This window comes from Pseudoalteromonas atlantica, from assembly GCF_043641955.1.
Classification (GTDB): Bacteria; Pseudomonadota; Gammaproteobacteria; order Enterobacterales; family Alteromonadaceae; genus Pseudoalteromonas; species Pseudoalteromonas atlantica_A.
The window spans coordinates 1-17,304 of record NZ_JBHZRV010000011.1 but is presented as its reverse complement, the minus strand read 5'-3'; the positions used below and the strand labels follow the sequence as shown (position 1 = coordinate 17,304).

10 protein-coding genes and 2 tRNA genes are annotated in these 17,304 nt (G+C 40.8%); 8 read left to right on the top strand and 4 right to left on the bottom strand.

The window, feature by feature from the left end; translation table 11 throughout:
• Position 1: 1 nt before the first annotated feature.
• Together ACHUE3_RS17335 and ACHUE3_RS17330 are read right to left on the bottom strand one after the other, a co-directional pair.
• Positions 2 to 712, bottom strand: coding sequence for an ABC transporter ATP-binding protein (locus ACHUE3_RS17335; RefSeq protein WP_394193590.1), 711 nt, complete (start codon positions 710 to 712; stop codon positions 2 to 4).
• Between the two features lie 37 nt (positions 713 to 749).
• Positions 750 to 2,003, bottom strand: coding sequence for an efflux RND transporter periplasmic adaptor subunit (locus ACHUE3_RS17330; RefSeq protein WP_394193589.1), 1,254 nt, complete (start codon positions 2,001 to 2,003; stop codon positions 750 to 752).
• Positions 2,004 to 2,777: 774 nt separating this feature from the next.
• Here ACHUE3_RS17330 and gltB point away from each other — a divergent pair.
• Together gltB and ACHUE3_RS17320 are read left to right on the top strand one after the other, a co-directional pair.
• Entirely contained in the window at positions 2,778 to 7,235 is a 4,458-nt protein-coding gene (gltB, locus tag ACHUE3_RS17325; protein WP_394193588.1) for a glutamate synthase large subunit, read from the top strand.
• Positions 7,236 to 7,244: 9 nt separating this feature from the next.
• A complete protein-coding gene (locus ACHUE3_RS17320; RefSeq protein ID WP_394193587.1) occupies positions 7,245 to 8,660 on the top strand; it encodes an FAD-dependent oxidoreductase in 1,416 nt (471 codons plus the stop codon).
• A 178-nt stretch (positions 8,661 to 8,838) separates the two neighbouring features.
• Here the strand turns inward: ACHUE3_RS17320 and cysK are convergent, their stop codons facing one another.
• Complete coding sequence (gene cysK, locus ACHUE3_RS17315) at positions 8,839 to 9,807, bottom strand: cysteine synthase A (protein WP_394193586.1); 969 nt, start codon at positions 9,805 to 9,807, stop codon at positions 8,839 to 8,841.
• A gap of 207 nt (positions 9,808 to 10,014) precedes the next feature.
• Positions 10,015 to 12,348 (bottom strand): carbohydrate binding family 9 domain-containing protein, encoded by a 2,334-nt coding sequence (locus tag ACHUE3_RS17310; protein ID WP_394193585.1) that lies wholly within the window; start codon positions 12,346 to 12,348, stop codon positions 10,015 to 10,017.
• Between the two features lie 215 nt (positions 12,349 to 12,563).
• On the opposite strand from ACHUE3_RS17310, the gene ACHUE3_RS17305 reads away from it, so the two are divergent.
• The 6 genes from ACHUE3_RS17305 (at position 12,564) to ACHUE3_RS17280 (ending at position 17,214) form a co-directional block, all read left to right on the top strand.
• On the top strand, positions 12,564 to 13,715 hold the full coding sequence (locus tag ACHUE3_RS17305; RefSeq protein ID WP_394193584.1) for a dicarboxylate/amino acid:cation symporter: 1,152 nt from the start codon (positions 12,564 to 12,566) through the stop codon (positions 13,713 to 13,715).
• Between the two features lie 109 nt (positions 13,716 to 13,824).
• Complete coding sequence (uvrY, locus tag ACHUE3_RS17300) at positions 13,825 to 14,475, top strand: UvrY/SirA/GacA family response regulator transcription factor (protein ID WP_394193583.1); 651 nt, start codon at positions 13,825 to 13,827, stop codon at positions 14,473 to 14,475.
• Positions 14,476 to 14,483: 8 nt separating this feature from the next.
• Positions 14,484 to 16,307 carry an excinuclease ABC subunit UvrC gene (uvrC, locus tag ACHUE3_RS17295; RefSeq protein ID WP_394193582.1) on the top strand — a complete coding sequence of 608 codons (1,824 nt, stop codon included), beginning with the start codon at positions 14,484 to 14,486 and terminating at the stop codon, positions 16,305 to 16,307.
• A gap of 42 nt (positions 16,308 to 16,349) precedes the next feature.
• On the top strand, positions 16,350 to 16,895 hold the full coding sequence (pgsA, locus tag ACHUE3_RS17290) for a CDP-diacylglycerol--glycerol-3-phosphate 3-phosphatidyltransferase (RefSeq protein ID WP_394193581.1): 546 nt from the start codon (positions 16,350 to 16,352) through the stop codon (positions 16,893 to 16,895).
• A 139-nt stretch (positions 16,896 to 17,034) separates the two neighbouring features.
• Positions 17,035 to 17,110 (top strand) — tRNA-Gly (locus ACHUE3_RS17285).
• A gap of 30 nt (positions 17,111 to 17,140) precedes the next feature.
• Positions 17,141 to 17,214, top strand: a tRNA-Cys gene (locus ACHUE3_RS17280).
• Positions 17,215 to 17,304 lie beyond the last annotated feature (90 nt).

Genomic DNA, 17,304 nt, shown 5'->3' with positions numbered 1-17,304 from the left:
CTTACGCTCCTGCAACATTTTTCAGATTTTGCGCGCCTTGATACAAGGTAAAGTCGGCGAGTTGACCATCGACTACTTGAATATTACGCGGCGCTCGGCGGGCGAGCTCAGGGTCGTGTGTGACCATTACAATAGTTGCACCATCGCGATTTATTTGTTCAAGTAATTCCATTACTTGGCGTGCCATTAGGCTATCTAAATTACCTGTTGGTTCATCAGCGAGTAAAAACCTTGGCTCGCCTGCTAGTGCGCGTGCGATCGCAACCCGTTGTTGTTGACCGCCAGAAAGCTGTTGCGGTAGATGTTTAGCGCGCGAGGCAAGGCCTACTTGCTCTAAACATTGCTCTATTCTACGTTTACGCTCAGCTGCTTTAATACCTCGGTAGCGCAGAGGTACTTCAATATTTTCATATAAATTTAAATCAGGAATAAGGTTGAAGCCTTGAAATATAAAGCCAATTTTTTGATTACGAACATCAGCACGTTGGTTATCATTTAATTTCCCAACATCAATACCGTCAAGTAAGTATTCACCTTCAGAGAAGGTTTCTAGCATGCCAGCAATATTTAAAAATGTTGTTTTACCTGAACCGCTAGGCCCAGTGACAGCAATAAATTCACCTTCGTCTACTTGCAAACTAAAGTCTTGCAATGCATGTGTTTGCACCATTTCAGTTTGATATATTTTACTAATATTGTTCATTTTTAGCATGATTATGTCCTTTCATTGTTTTGTTCAAACGCGGCTATTAGCGAAGTAATAAGGTTGATGCGTTTTTAAAATTACCATAAGTTGAAATTATTAATTGATCGCCTGGCTCTACACCTGCGATCATTTCGACGGCACTGATACTTGTTGCACCAATGGATATATCAATTAATTGTGCAGAGTCACCTACAACTTTATAGGCTTGAGTTCCTCCTTGTTGAAGGAATGCGCCACGTTTGACCTGTAACACATTTTCGCGGTTTTCTAACAAGATACGGGCAGTTAATCGTTGGTTTTGACGAATACCGGTGAGTTCTTTATTAAACCTGACCCGAGTGGTGACTTCTCTGTTATTAACTTCCGGTGAAATTGCACTAAGTGTTCCTAGCACTTTGTTAGCCCCTAATGTGAGCTCTACTGTCATGCCTAGCCCAAGTTCATTTGCATAGCTTTCAGGGACCTGCAGTTCTGCCTCAAAGTTACTCAAATCAACCAAGGTCATTAAAGGTTGGCTTTGCGAAACAGCTTCTTTTTGTTGTACTAATAAATTGCCTACGATACCGGCAACGCTAGCTTCAATAGTAAGGTTGCTAACTTGTCGGTTTAGTTCGTCAACAACAAGCTGTTGCCGTGCTAAATCTCGTTCAGCGGCTTGAAGTTCAAACGCTAATGTATCCTTAGCTAACGCTACCTCTTGTTGGGCATGTTTGTATGAAAGCTTTGCGCGAGCTAAATCATCGACTGCTTTTTCTAGATCAATTTGGCTAATTAAATTTTTAGAAATTGAAAGTTTAGCGCGGCGGTTTTCCCTATCAGCAGCATTAAGTTCAACTTGAGCGAGGTCGAGAGCTTTAGTTAAACTAAGTTTTTGTCTGCGCGCTTCTAGGTGTTTGCGTTTCAGCTCACCGTCTAGGCGTGCTAATACAGATTGTTGTTGCTTTAATTCGTTAGTGAGTTCAGGGCTTTCAACAATAGCAATAATTGCTCCCTTATTAACGTTATCGCCTGCTTTTACTCGTAAATCCACATAGCCTCTTTCTGGGCTGTAAATTTTTGGTGCATTTGCAGCGACGATTTTGCCACTGGCTGAAACATCCCTAATTAATGTAGCTCGGGTTACGGGGGCAATCTGTAATGTATCTCTATCAACAGAAAGAGACCCTTTTTCATTACCCATAAATGCCTGAGCACACAATGCGACAAGCGACATAATTACTGCGGCAATTTTGATTGGTTTCTTATAGCTTTTAGTTTGGACAACAGAAGTGTCCTGTGCGCTAGTATCTTTTATCATGAGACTTCCTTTATTTTTTATATCTATTCTTCGAGGTAGGTAATCATTAAGCTCACGGCAAACATGGTAATTGGCGAGACTAAAAACAAACTGAGAATAAACATAATGGTGTCCTATTAATATCTTAGTTTTATGTATTCGATTACTGTGCCAAGTTTCAAGTTATTGATTTATTGAATTAAATGTTTTTACTTGCCCTTATTAATGTGTCCGCGGACAGCAAATGTGTCCGCAGCGGACACTTTTTTGAGCATTCCCTTAAGGTCAATTTCATAATGCTGTTATGAGGGGGCAGGAAAATAGGCCTGTTATTGTGAAGCGGTATTTATGCATTTATGTGTATTTTATGCAGCTCAACAGAGCTATGCCATGAGTCAATGTTTAAAAGTACACTCAAATTACGCCATCTATATAAGCAATAATTTAATACTCAATGTAAAACAGCAATAATCATCACTCAAACTCGATAGTGAATATTTATGCATTTTATGGGTCGTTTACGTTTACGTAAACTGTGATTTGCGAATTGGCTTTTTTTACAAGTTGTTAAATTTGACACCAGTGTCATAAAAAAATAATGGGTGTTTATCGGCTAAATGTTAAAAAATGGCACGAAATAAAAAGATTGTGCTTGCGTGAGAAATATTCAAGAATATGAATATGTATTCATAATGCTATTGACTCTATGTACAATTGGCGATAGTTTTGACTGTCTGCTAGCAAACCGTCGAGAAGATCATTAATAGCTAGCTGTTGTAGCAAGGGGAGGGGTCTATGTTATACGACTCAAAATTAGAAAAAGATAATTGCGGCTTTGGCTTAATAGCCCAGGTCAATGGTCAGGCTAGTCATCGCTTAATAAGAACAGCGATCACCGGTCTTGACCGTATGGAACACCGTGGTGGTATTTCTGCCGATGGTAAAACAGGTGATGGTTGTGGTTTATTGTTGCAAAAACCAGATAGTTTTTTCCGCGCAATCGCCAGTGAGCAGAATTGGCATTTAGGTAAAAACTATGCAGTTGGCATGATTTTCTTAAACGCAGATCCAGTACTTGCACAAACTGCCAAAGATGTATTGAGTGAAGAACTCGAAAAAGAAACGCTTAATATTCAGGGGTGGCGTGTTGTTCCGACAGATGCATCGTGTTTGGGCCCTATTGCCAAGAAACAACTCCCGAATTTTGAACAGATTTTTGTAAGTGCACCAGAGGGTTGGCGTCCGAAAGATTTAGAGCGTCGTTTATACGTAGCACGCCGCCGCGCTGAAAAACGCTTGAGTAACGATGAAGGTTTTTACATAGCGAGTTTGTCAGGATTAGTGACTATCTACAAAGGCTTGATGATGCCGGTAGATTTACCTAACTTTTATTTAGACTTAGCTGATATTCGTATGACCAGTGCGATTTGTGTTTTTCATCAGCGCTTTTCAACAAACACACAACCACGCTGGCCACTTGCTCAACCATTTCGTTATTTAGCGCACAATGGTGAGATCAATACCATTCAAGGTAATCGTCAGTGGGCGCGTGCGCGCTCGTACAAGTTTGCATCGCCACTTATACCTGACTTACAAACAGCGGCCCCGTTTGTTAATGAAACTGGCTCAGATTCATCAAGCTTAGATAACATGCTAGAACTATTCTTAGCTGGTGGCATGGATTTATTCCGTGCTATGCGAATGCTTGTGCCACCTGCATGGCAGAAAAACCGTGCGATGGATGATGACTTACGTGCGTTTTATGACTTTAACTCAATGCATATGGAACCGTGGGATGGTCCTGCGGGTATCGTTATGTCTGATGGTCGCTTTGCAGCCTGCAATCTAGACCGTAACGGTTTGCGTCCTGCGCGTTATGTGATCACACAAGATGGCTTTATTACACTTGCCTCAGAAGTGGGGATTTGGGATTACACTGCTGATGAAGTGGTTGAAAAAGGCCGTGTTGGTCCGGGTGAACTTCTCGTTATTGATACACATTTAGGCAAGATTTGGCACTCTGATGAAATCGATCAAGATTTAAAAGCGCGTCACCCCTATAAAGCATGGCTTGAAGAAAACGTTAAACGCTTAACACCATTTGAGCAATTATCAGAGCAAGATGCAGGTAATCGTTCATTTGACGATCAAACCTTACTGAAATATCAAAAAATGTTTGGCTTTACTAACGAAGAGCTCGACAGTGTGATTCGTGTAATGGGTGAAATTGGTCAAGAAGCGACAGGCTCTATGGGTGATGACACACCGTTTGCCGTACTTTCTGAGGGGAACCGTTCGCTGTTTGACTACTTCCGCCAAAAATTTGCGCAAGTAACCAACCCGCCAATCGATCCACTACGTGAAAATCACGTTATGTCTTTAGCTACTTGTATAGGTAGCGAGCAAAATGTATTTAACGAAACCACAGGCCACGCTAAACGCTTGCAGTTTGATACACCGATTTTGATGTATGCAGATATGCAGCAGTTACTAAGTGCCGACCAAGCGCATTATAGCTACTGTAAAATTGATATTACCTACAGCAAAGAAGAAGGCTTAGCTAATGCGGTCACCCGTATATGTGATGAGGCACAACAAAAAGCAGCCGGTGGTTGTGTAATGTTGTTTTTGAGCGACCGTAATTTTGATGAAAATCAATTACCAATTCCTGCTGCGATGGCTGTGGGCGCTGTACAAAAACGCCTTGTAGATAATAACTTGCGTTGCGAATCAAACATTATTATTGAAACCGGTAGCGTACGTGATGCGCACCAATTTGCCGTACTAATCGGTTTTGGTGCAACGGCAATCTACCCATATCTTGCTTATGAATCATTGGTTGCGATGAGCGACTCAAAAGTGATTAAGAAAAGCTACTGCGAAGTGACCCTTGCATATCGTAATGCGATAAACAAAGGCTTATATAAGATCATGTCGAAAATGGGCATAAGTACCGTTGCGTCATATCGTTGTTCAATGTTATTCGAAGCTGTTGGTTTGTCAGATAATGTAGTTGATACTTGTTTTAATGGTGTAGCTAGTCGAATTAAGGGCGCATGTTTTAGCGACTTTGATGAAGACCAACGTAAACTTCATCAATTAGCGCACAGTAAACGCAAGCTGTTAAGCCATGGCGGTTTACTTAAATATGTACATGGCGGTGAATACCACACCTACAACCCAGACGTTATTCAAACATTGCAAAAAGCAGTACGTTCAGGTGAATACACAGATTACAACGTGTATGCCGATTTAGTTAATAAGCGCCCAGTTTCAACTTTACGTGACATGCTTGCGCTTAAATTGCCAGACAAAGGTATAAGCATTGATGATGTTGAGCCAGCTACTGAGCTATACAAACGTTTTGACTCTGCGGCAATGAGCATTGGTGCGTTGTCACCAGAAGCACATGAAGCACTAGCAATTGCGATGAACCGTTTAGGTGGTTGTTCAAATTCTGGTGAGGGTGGTGAAGATAAACTACGCTACGGTACTGAGAAAAACTCACGTATCAAGCAGGTTGCCTCGGGCCGGTTTGGTGTAACACCGCATTACTTGCGCAGCGCTGATGTTATTCAGATTAAAGTGGCGCAAGGTGCAAAACCTGGCGAGGGCGGTCAGTTACCGGGTGAAAAAGTAACGCCGTATATCGCAAAACTACGTTATTCAGTACCCGGTGTGACGCTTATTTCGCCTCCACCACATCACGATATTTACTCAATTGAAGATTTAGCTCAGCTAATTTTTGATTTAAAACAAGTAAATCCAAAAGCCCTAATCTCGGTAAAACTAGTATCAGAGCCAGGTGTAGGTACGATTGCAACGGGTGTTGCTAAAGCTTATGCCGATTTAATTACGATATCTGGTTATGACGGTGGTACCGGTGCGAGCCCACTAACATCCGTAAAATATGCGGGTAGCCCTTGGGAGCTTGGACTTGCTGAGACCCAACAAGCATTGGTTGAAAATGGCCTGCGTCATCGTATTCGTCTGCAAACAGATGGCGGGTTAAAAACAGGTTTAGACATCATTAAAGCCGCTATTTTAGGTGCTGAAAGCTTTGGCTTTGGTACTGGGCCTATGGTTGCACTTGGCTGTAAGTATCTACGTATTTGTCATTTAAACAACTGTGCGACAGGTGTTGCAACACAAGACGATACATTGCGTCAAAAGCATTACCACGGCTTACCTGAGATGGCGATGAACTATTTTAAGTTTATTGCACAAGAAGCACGTGAAATCATGGCAAGTCTAGGTGTTGCTAATTTAACAGACTTAATTGGTCGTTTAGACTTACTTGAAGCGATTGAAGGCAAAACCGCGAAGCAACAAAAAATTGATTTATCATCTGTGGTTGCTCAGCCAAATAACCCAACGGGTGAAACGCTTTATTGTAGTGCGCCAAATACTTCACATTACTTGGGTAAGTTAAACGAAACCCTGCTTGAAAAAGCAAAGCAAGCAATCGATGAAAGTACGGGTATTTCCCTGGTTAATCGTATTTGTAATACCGACCGCTCTGTTGGGGCAATGTTATCGGGCTATATTGCCGATAAACATGGTAACCAAGGTATGGCAGCTGATCCTGTATCAATTGAATTGCACGGCACAGCAGGTCAATCATTTGGTGTGTGGAATGCTGGCGGCCTTGAAATGACGCTTGTAGGTGATGCAAACGATTACGTTGGTAAAGGCATGGCTGGCGGTAAGCTAGTTATTCGCCCACCGCTAGGTTCATCATTTCAAAGCCACAAAGCAACGATTGCCGGCAATACGTGTTTATACGGCGCAACAGGCGGTAAGTTATTTGCTGCAGGCTGTGCAGGTGAGCGTTTTGCTGTGCGTAACTCAGGTGTGCAAGCGGTGGTAGAAGGCCTAGGTGATAATGGCTGTGAATACATGACCGGTGGTGTTGTGTGCGTACTTGGTAACGTTGGGGTTAACTTTGGTGCTGGTATGACAGGTGGTTTTGCTTATATTTTAGATGAGCGTAATGACTTTGAAAAACGCATTAACCCAGAACTTGTAGAAATAGTGGTATTGGATGAACTCAGTTCTCACCAAGAACACTTACGCGGTCTAATTGCAGAGCACTTAGAGCTAACGGGTTCAAGTCGTGCAGAGACTATCTTAGCGAATTTTGAGACTTATTTACCTAAGTTTAAGTTAGTTAAGCCAAAATCAAGTGATGTGAAAAGTTTACTCGGGCATCGCGCTCGCAGTAGTGCAGAACTTCGTGTTCAAGCACAGTAAGGGGGTAGTATGAGCGAGAATGTATATCAATTTATAGACGTGCAACGGGTTGATCCCCGTAAGAAACCTATTTCGTCACGTAAGAAATCGTTTGTTGAAATTTACGAACCCTTTTCTGAGACTCAAGTAAACTCACAAGCTGATCGTTGCTTAGATTGTGGTAACCCATATTGTGAGTGGAAATGCCCAGTACATAACTATATCCCGCAGTGGTTAAAGTTAATTCGTACCGGCCGTATATTAGAGGCAGCAGAGCTGTCTCACCGTACTAACAGCTTACCTGAAGTGTGTGGCCGTGTTTGCCCACAAGATAGGTTATGTGAAGGTTCATGTACGTTAGATGAAGAGTTTGGTGCAGTTACAATCGGTAATATCGAAAAATATATTACTGACACGGCATTTAAAATGGGCTGGAAGCCTGACATGTCCTATGTGACATGGACAGATAAAAAAGTAGCGATTATTGGTGCAGGGCCTGCGGGACTTGGTTGTGCAGATATCCTTGTGCGTAATGGTGTAAAGCCAGTGGTATTTGATCGTCACCCTGAAATTGGCGGGCTATTAACCTTTGGTATTCCTTCTTTCAAACTTGAAAAAGAAGTGATGCAAAAGCGCCGTGAAATATTCACAGAAATGGGCGTTGAGTTTAAGCTCAATGTTGAAGTCGGTGTTGATATCACCATGGACGAAATTTTAGCGGATTACGATGCAGTATTTTTAGGGGTAGGGACGTATCAAAGCATGCGTGCTGGCCTTGAAAATGAAGATGCACCGGGCGTACATGATGCACTGCCGTTCTTAATTGGTAACACTAACCGTGTGATGGGCTATGACGAGAAAAACCAAGCATACATCGATATGGCTAAGCAAAAAGTTGTGGTACTCGGTGGTGGTGATACTGCGATGGACTGTGTACGTACATCAATTCGTCAAGGTGCTGACAAAGTTATTTGTGCATATCGTCGTGATGAAGAAAACATGCCAGGTTCAAAGCGTGAAGTTAAAAATGCCAAAGAAGAAGGTGTTGAATTTACCTTTAATGTGCAGCCTACTGGTATTGAACTTGACGACAAAGGCCATGTTGCTGGCGTAAGAATGGTTAAAACGCAGATGGGTGAACCTGATAAGAACGGCCGTAGCCGCGCAGAGGTTGTACCAGGTTCTGAGCATGTGATTGAAGCTGATCAAGTACTCATGGCATTTGGCTTTAAACCTCATAAAATGGGCTGGTTAGAAAAATACGATGTTGAAATTAACCACTGGGGCGGCATTAACGCACCAGAGCAGGGGGAATTTACTCATCAAACCACAAATCCAAAAATCTTTGCTGGTGGTGATATCGTTCGCGGTTCAGACTTAGTAGTAACTGCAATCTTCGAGGGGCGTAACGCTGCTGAAGGGATCATGGACTACTTAAAAGTGTAATGCTTTTCAGGTTTAAGAATGTAAAAAGCAAGCCAACTGGCTTGCTTTTTTGTTCACCCTATTGAAGGCGAGATCATATTCGTGATTTCAAAAACTTTCTAACTTGATTGAAAGTTATTTTAAACAAAAAGCCCCACATGAATGCGGGGCTTACGTACTTAACATAAGTAAATGTTTATTACTGTACTAGCTCTTGTTCAGAAAATTCATCAGCAAATAATGGGCTAGAAAGGTAACGCTCAGTTGCACTCGGTAAGATAACCACAATGTTTTTATCTGCGTTTTCAGGTTTTTCAGCAAGGCGTTTAGCAGCTACAACAGCGGCACCTGATGAAATACCAACTAGAATACCTTCGTTTTTCATAAGCTCATGAGCCATTGAAATAGCATCTTCATTGGATACTTGCTCTGCAGCATCAACTACTTCTAAGTCTAGGTTGCCCGGGATAAAGCCTGCGCCAATACCTTGAATTTTATGAGGTCCAGGTTTAACTTCTTCGCCAGCGAGTGTTTGGCTGATAACTGGTGAGTTTGTTGGCTCAACAGCAACAGATAACATATCTAGGCCTTTTTCAAGTTTTAGATAACGACTAACACCTGTGATCGTGCCGCCAGTACCAACACCAGCAACAAAAATATCTATTTTACCGTCCATCGCTTCAAAAATTTCAGGGCCCGTTGTTTCAAAGTGAATTTTAGGATTCGCAGGGTTTTCGAATTGTTGTAAAAGAATATATTTTTCAGGAGCACTTGCTTGAATTTCTTTCGCTTTTTCAATTGCGCCATTCATGCCTTTAGCACCATCTGTCAACACTAGGTTTGCACCCAATGCTTTAAGTAGTTTACGACGCTCTAAGCTCATTGTGTTTGGCATAGTTAGCGTTAACTTGTAACCGCGTGAAGCTGCAACAAAAGCAAGTGCGATACCTGTATTACCAGATGTTGGTTCGATTAATTCTTTATCTTTAGTTAGAACGCCTGATTTTTCTGCTTCCCAAATCATTGAAGCGCCTATACGACATTTTACACTAAAGCTTGGGTTACGAGATTCTATCTTGGCAAATACATTCCCAGACGTTACGCGGTTAAGCTTGACGATTGGTGTGTTACCAATCGCTAATGAGTTATCTTCAAAAATGTTAGACATAATGTTCCCTTGGAAGCAATTAATTCAATCGGGATCAAATCACGTATGTGTTCGATCTGTAATGACCACACTTTACTTTGCCCCATAAAAAACGAAAGTAAAGTTTGGCTATAACATATAGCGAATAGGCTTATAGCATTTAGTCATAAGCCTTATACTCAGTGGCTAACAGCTAAAATGAGCTCTCTATTGAGGCTCATTAATTAACTATAAAAGCCAAGCATAACTAAATTTAGCAAATAAAGTGCGCTGTTCTTTGGTGATGGATGAAAGCTCATCATCTTGATAGCCTGTATCGGAGTAACCTGCAAAGAAAACTGTTTGTGGGTTTAATTTGTAAGAATACAATAGCTGTGTGGCTAATTTTTTATATTGACTGTCTACATCGTCAATGTAATTGCTTTCATTACGCTCGAGATCTGTGTAGATGACGGCAAGCCTTAAAAAACTATTAACATTGAACTGATAGGTAAAACGAACATCGCTTAAATTAGCGGTAAATACGTCACGTCCATCTGCATCGAGTGTTTCATAGGTGTGGCGAAGGCGTACTTCAAAGTGTTTACCTAGATTCATATTCAAAATTGGGCGGATTTGTAGCTTATTACCTACACGATTATTGGCCAAGTCAACTGCATGACCTTTATACATATACAAAGATGCAAATAAACCAGCTTTAGGCTTAAAGTTACTATAAAAGCCAATACCATTTTCACTAAATAGGTCGGTGTTATTATCTATATCTAGGCGCGATTGGTCATGACGAAGCCCTGTACGGTTACGATGCTCCATGGAGAGTTCAAAATAACTTTGTAGAGGTCCATTGATTGAAAAGCTTGTTTGGGCTTCTTTTTCTATTAACTCATTATTTTCGTTGTGCGTAATATCCCAATCTGCATACCAGTTAGCACGATTCCACCAGTTGTGCTTTTCACCATACCAGCGGTATTCTCCACCAGTGGTAAACTTTTGAAAATCAACTTGTGAAATAAAACCTAAATCAGCACGCAAATCAGCATCGCGGTATTGGTAATCTGCGAATGCACGCCAATATTTTTCATCATGTTCGTATTTTAGGAAATAGCCGTTGCCTGATTCTTTTTGTTGTTCGAGAACCCGTAATACACCTTCATTAAAATCACAATCTTGATTTATTTCACAAGGCTCTGGGCTACTAACTATGCAATTATCACCATCACAAAGTTCGTTTATAAACTCATCACTGTACTGCGTATCAGACTGTAAAATTTGTAATAAAAACGTATCGTTAACAGTCGGTTTATACTTAGCATCAATACTAAATACACTGTTGTGATAGTCATCACTTTGGCGATGTGTAACTGTTGAACCCAGTGACAAAGCAGATTCAAAGTCATACCGATAACGTAGTGCTGCGTTTTCGCTTTTACTATCAAGAGAAACAAGTGAAGAGCCTAAATTTCCGGGTATTAAAACGTTTGTTTGATTGTCGTTGGCTATAAAGCCTGCAAAAGTATGGCCGTTTTTGCTACCTGTAATTTTAGTTCCATAGTCTGGCTCTGCAATATTACGGGTATGTATAAGATTCAATGTTGACGCAAAATAATCTGCATTGTCTAAAAAGAATGCCCGCTTCTCAGGGAAGAATAAACTAAAATTATTATTAACACTTAATTGAGCAACGTCAGCTTCTACCTGAGAGAAATCAGGGTTGAGAGTGGCGTTAAGGGTAATATCAGGAGTGATCCCCCATTTTAGGTCAAGGCTTACTTCTGTATTTTGATCTGCTTGCCATTGTTCAACTTCTGTTTTGTCTATGTCACGACTTTCACTTTTCCCGGTTACTACAGAGGGAATTATTGCTATATTATTGCCTTGTTTTGCTTGTTCAAAACCCATGTAACTAGGCATTTGGCAAATCCAACAATTGTTTCCGTGATCTATTTGCATACTAGAAATACGCAAACGTTCGCTCCTAGGTAAAAATCGTAAAAACTCCATAGCCATGGTTTTAGTAGCAATGCTGTCATCAAAATTCAGGACACGAAGTGGGATAGCTACTTCAACCGTGTAGCCATTTTCGTGAATAACGCCGACACTATCCCAAATTCCATCCCATGATGAACTTTCAGTTTTTGTTAGTTCATTTTCAATTGAATCTTGTTGGACACCGAGGGGGTTGATAAAAAACTGATAGGCGAGTTGTGAATTATTATATGAGTCAATTTTTAAGCCAACTAAATCATCATCCCAGGCAGCATCACGATCGCGATAAAATGCACGAATTTGCTCTGGATTTGAATCCTGCGCGTCGAAGCCTATATAAAGCGTTTCACCATCTTCATATACGTATACATAGGTTTTGACAGGACTTTTTGTGTTTTCATAAGGCCAAGTGACATTATCGATAACGATTTTACGAGCTTGCTTCCAGCTCGCTTCATCAAGCTTGCCATCTACAGTGACTGACTGAGGATTGTAAGGCAGCTGAATAGGCTGTGTGGCTGATAAAACACTAAATGAAGCACTGAAAAAGGCTGCAGCGATAATTGATTTATACATAGATGCTTATAAAAATTTAAAAACTAGCGGTATGTTATAAATTTGCGGGTTTGTTAACAATTGCAACGCGATAGGGCGCATATATTCACGTTTAAATCGGTTGAAGCTCTCTTGTGCTGGTTATTTATTCGATCAAACATAAATCTGCCTATTTTATAACAAAAATAAATTAAAACGTGGTAAAAGGTTAATATCTAAATTTAAAAGTGATTATTATGAATTTAATACTTAAGTTAATAGCCGGTATTGTCGGCGGTATTTTAGTGGGTTTATTTGTACCACTCACAGGTGTTGAGCTTCTTTACACTGCGAAAGAAATTATCGGACAGTTAATTTCTTTTACTATTCCACTAATTATTTTATTTTTTATTGCCTCTGGCATTGCAGGCTTACCTAAAGGTTCGGGTCACCTTCTGGGTAAAACAGTAGGTTTTGCATATGGTTCAACAATTATTGCAGGTACATTAGCTTTTTTAGTTATCAGTGCCGTTATTCCGCTGTTTGATGGTGGTCTATCGTTTGAGGCTGAAGTCGTTACTGAGGTTACTAGTTTTATTGATTTAGAAATTCCTCCATTGATGGGTGTAATGACCGCTCTTGCTACTGCTTTTGTTTTTGGCATCGGTATGAGTCAATTAGAATTAGGGACGCTAAAAAAAGTGTCAGATCAGGGCCGTGATGTTATTGATGCGCTTCTTGCAAAAGTAATTATTCCTGCATTACCTTTCTACATCGCGGGTGTGTTTGCAGAAATGACTGTAGCAGGTACTGTAGTAGATACTTTGCAAACATTTGGTGTTGTGCTTATCGCTGCGCTTGTAATGCACTGGGTATGGTTAAGTATTCTTTATATCGGCAGTGGTATTTTATTAAAGCGTAATCCTGTTGAGTTAATAAAAAATATGCTACCAGCTTATTTTACAGCGTTAGGTACTATGTCGAGTGCTGCAACAATCCCGGTTTCTTTGCGAGCAAGTAAAGCCAACAACGTAAAAGAAGATGTTGCTAACTTTAGTGTGCCCTTGTGCGCCACTATTCACCTATCAGGTTCGACCATTACTATCGTCACATGTGCAATGGCTGTGATGTTTTTATCACCTTCTATGGACGTACCTTCACTTGTTAGTATGGTGCCATTTATAATGATGCTAGGCTTAGTAATGATTGCAGCACCGGGTGCACCAGGTGGTGCGGTTATGTCAGCATTAGGTTTATTAACCAGCATGTTAGGCTTTAATGAAGGAGCAGTGGCACTAATGATTGCACTTTATTTAGCGCAAGACAGTTTCGGTACGGCATGTAATGTAACAGGTGACGGCGTTATTGCATTATGGGTTGATCGTTTTAGTGAAAAAGAATCAACTTAATTTGATATTTCTGAAACGATAATACTGTTATCGTTTCAGCTTTATGTGTTAATGTGACGCATTAATTTTGTCGTTATGGCATGTTTTTAGGTTATATGAGGGTGTTCCATTGATTAATGTACTTCTAGTTGATGATCATGAACTTGTGCGTACAGGGATCAGACGTATTCTAGATGATATTCGCGGTTTTAAAGTAATCGGCGAGGCAAAAACAGGTGAAGAAGCTGTTCAGTTTTGTCGCCAAAATTCGCCAGATATTGTATTAATGGATATGAACATGCCGGGGATCGGTGGCTTAGAGGCGACAAAAAAGATTTGCCGCTATTGTCCTGATGTTAAAATCATCGTGCTTACTGTGCAATGCGAAGACCCATTTCCAAGTAAAGTTATGCAAATAGGTGCACATGGGTTTTTGACCAAAGATGCCGGCTCAGATGAAATGGTTAATGCGATTAGGGCTGTTAATGCAGGTCAACGCTATATAGCGCCTAACATAGCCCAACAAATAGCCTTGGCACAAGTAACAGGCCGAACAGATGAAAACCCGTTTCACTGTTTATCTGAGCGCGAGCTACAGATAATGCTTATGATTACAAAGGGGCAAAAAGTCCAAGACATTGCTGAACGATTAAATTTAAGTGCAAAAACTGTGAATAGTTACCGCTATCGCATGTTTGAAAAACTTAATGTGAGTGGCGATGTGGAGCTAACCCATTTAGCAATTCGATATAAAATGATTGATATTGATAGCGCAAATTAATCTGTTCTATGACTCAATTTGATCACTCGCATTTTTTAAAAACGCTATCAAGTGAACCTGGTGTATACAGGATGCTTGATAGTGAACAAAAAGTCATTTACGTCGGCAAAGCTAAAAATTTAAAAAAGCGGGTAACTAGCTACTTCAGAAGTAACGTAACAGACAGCAAAACTCGTGTTTTAGTTAGCAATATTAATGGTATTGAAGTTACGCTTACTAACACCGAAACCGAAGCACTTCTTCTTGAAAACAACCTAATAAAAAAATATCAGCCGCGTTACAACATTCTGTTACGTGATGATAAGTCGTACCCTTATATATTACTGACATCTCATAAACATCCTCGTTTGGCGTTTCACCGTGGCAGCCGAAAGGTCAAAGGGGAGTACTTTGGTCCTTTCCCGAGTGCTGGGGCTGTGTCTGAAAGCTTAAGGTTAATGCAGAAAATATTTCCAGTTCGTCAGTGTGAAGATGCATATTACAGAGCACGCAGTCGTCCTTGCTTACAATATCAACTTAAACGCTGCTCAGCACCGTGCGTTAACAAAGTAACCGAGGATGAATACACACAGCAGGTTGACTATGTCCGAAAGTTTTTAACGGGTAAGTCACATGAGGTCATTGCCGAGCTGGTAAATAAAATGGAAGTTGCCAGCAAGGCGCTGCAATTTGAACTAGCAGCCAAAGTTCGTGACCAAATAATGCTACTGCGTAAAATGCAAGAGCAGCAGTCTATTTCAGGCAACCACGCTGAAATGGATGTTGTAGGCTTTGCTCACTTAAATGGCTTAAATGGCATTCATTTATTAATGATTCGCGACCATAAAGTGCTCGGCAGCAAAACATACTTCCCAAAAGTGCCTAAAGATTCGTCGCAAGAAGAAATACTTACATCGTTTTTGGGTCAATATTATCTTGCGCCAGGGGCTACTGGAAGAATTGCAAAGGAAGTTATTTTACCTTTTACACTTGATGAAGCTGATGTGCTCGGTGATGCTATGAGTCAAATTAGTGAGCGTAAAGTAACTTTAAAAACAGTAACCCGGGGCGAGCGGTTTCAATATTTACAATTAGCCAAAAAAAATGCATTAAATAGTATCACTGTAAAACAAAGTACAATCGACTCAATAAACAAGCGCTACGCCCAGCTTAAGGCAACTTTGGGGCTTGATGATATCAATAGAATGGAATGTTTTGATATCAGCCATACAATGGGTGAAAATACAGTGGCAAGTTGTGTTGTATTTGATTCTCAAGGTCCTAATAATAAAGAATACCGTCGCTTTAATGTAACAGGTATAACTGGGGGCGATGATTATGCCGCAATGGAGTTCGCACTAAATAAGCGTTACAACAAGCTTGTTGCGGAAGATAAAATCCCTGATGTTATATTTATTGATGGCGGTAAAGGCCAGCTTTCTCGTGCAGAACAATATTTTGAAACTTGGCCGCATTCAAAAATGCCACTATTGGTTGGTGTTGCCAAAGGAACTAGCCGCAAGCCTGGTTTGGAAACACTGTTAATTGATGGTGGTAGAAAAACCATTCCAATGGACTCTGATGCGCCTGCACTGCATTTAATTCAGCATATTCGCGATGAATCGCACCGATTTGCAATTGCAGGCCACCGAAATAAACGTCAAAAACAACGTACCCAGTCACTGCTAGAAGAGATTAGCGGTGTTGGCTCTGTACGACGTCAAACATTATTAAAATATTTAGGGGGCATGCAGGGTGTAAAAGCTGCTAATATAGACCAATTAAAGCAAGTTCCTGGGATCAGCCCTGACATGGCTGAGAAGATATTTAATCATTTGCATGACAAGGGCTAGCCCTTCGTGCGAATATAGAAAAAAAGACATCTCCAAGTAGTTATGTGGAATATTCCAAACACACTCACAACCTTTAGACTTTTTCTTATCCCCGTTTTTTTGGTGATATTTTATTTACCTTATTCATGGGCGTTTTTTGCTGCCGCATTTATTTTTTGGCTCGCATCAATAACCGACATCCTTGATGGTTACTTAGCGCGTAAGCTTGAGCAATCGACTCCTTTTGGTGCATTTTTAGATCCAGTAGCAGATAAGGTAATGGTGTGCGCTGCACTGGTTGCACTATCTAGTTACTATCAATCTATGTATATGACCATTCCAGCGTTAATTATTATTAGCCGAGAGATAGTTATATCGGCTTTGCGCGAATGGATGGCTGAGCAGGGCAAAAGAGGTAATGTTGCCGTATCTAATATGGGCAAGATAAAAACTGCTGCACAAATGTTAGCTATTATAGGCCTGATCTGGCAGTACGATACATGGATGATGTATTTAAGCTATGGCTTATTGTACATTGCAACCTTCTTAACATTGAGTTCAATGCTGCAATATTTAGTAGCTGCATGGGGTGAATTGACTAAAAATTGATTGTAAACGTCTAATAACGCACCGTTTTAGATAAAAAATAATCAAACAGTTCAAAACTAGCATTTTTTGTATTGACGCGTTTAATAATCTCTGTAGAATGCGTCCGTGTTGAGAGGGCATAGCCCCTTAGATAAACAAAGCGGCACTAGCTCAGTTGGTAGAGCGCGACCTTGCCAAGGTCGAGGTCACGAGTTCGAGCCTCGTGTGCCGCTCCAGTTTATCTTAAAGGCTAACCCCGATATTGAGGCGGAATGGCAGAGTGGCCATGCACCGGATTGCAAATCCGTTTACCCCGGTTCGACTCCGGGTTCCGCCTCCAACAACACTCCACATGCTTTAAATAGCAAACTCGATGCCCGAGTGGTGGAATTGGTAGACACAAGGGATTTAAAATCCCTCGACTAACAAG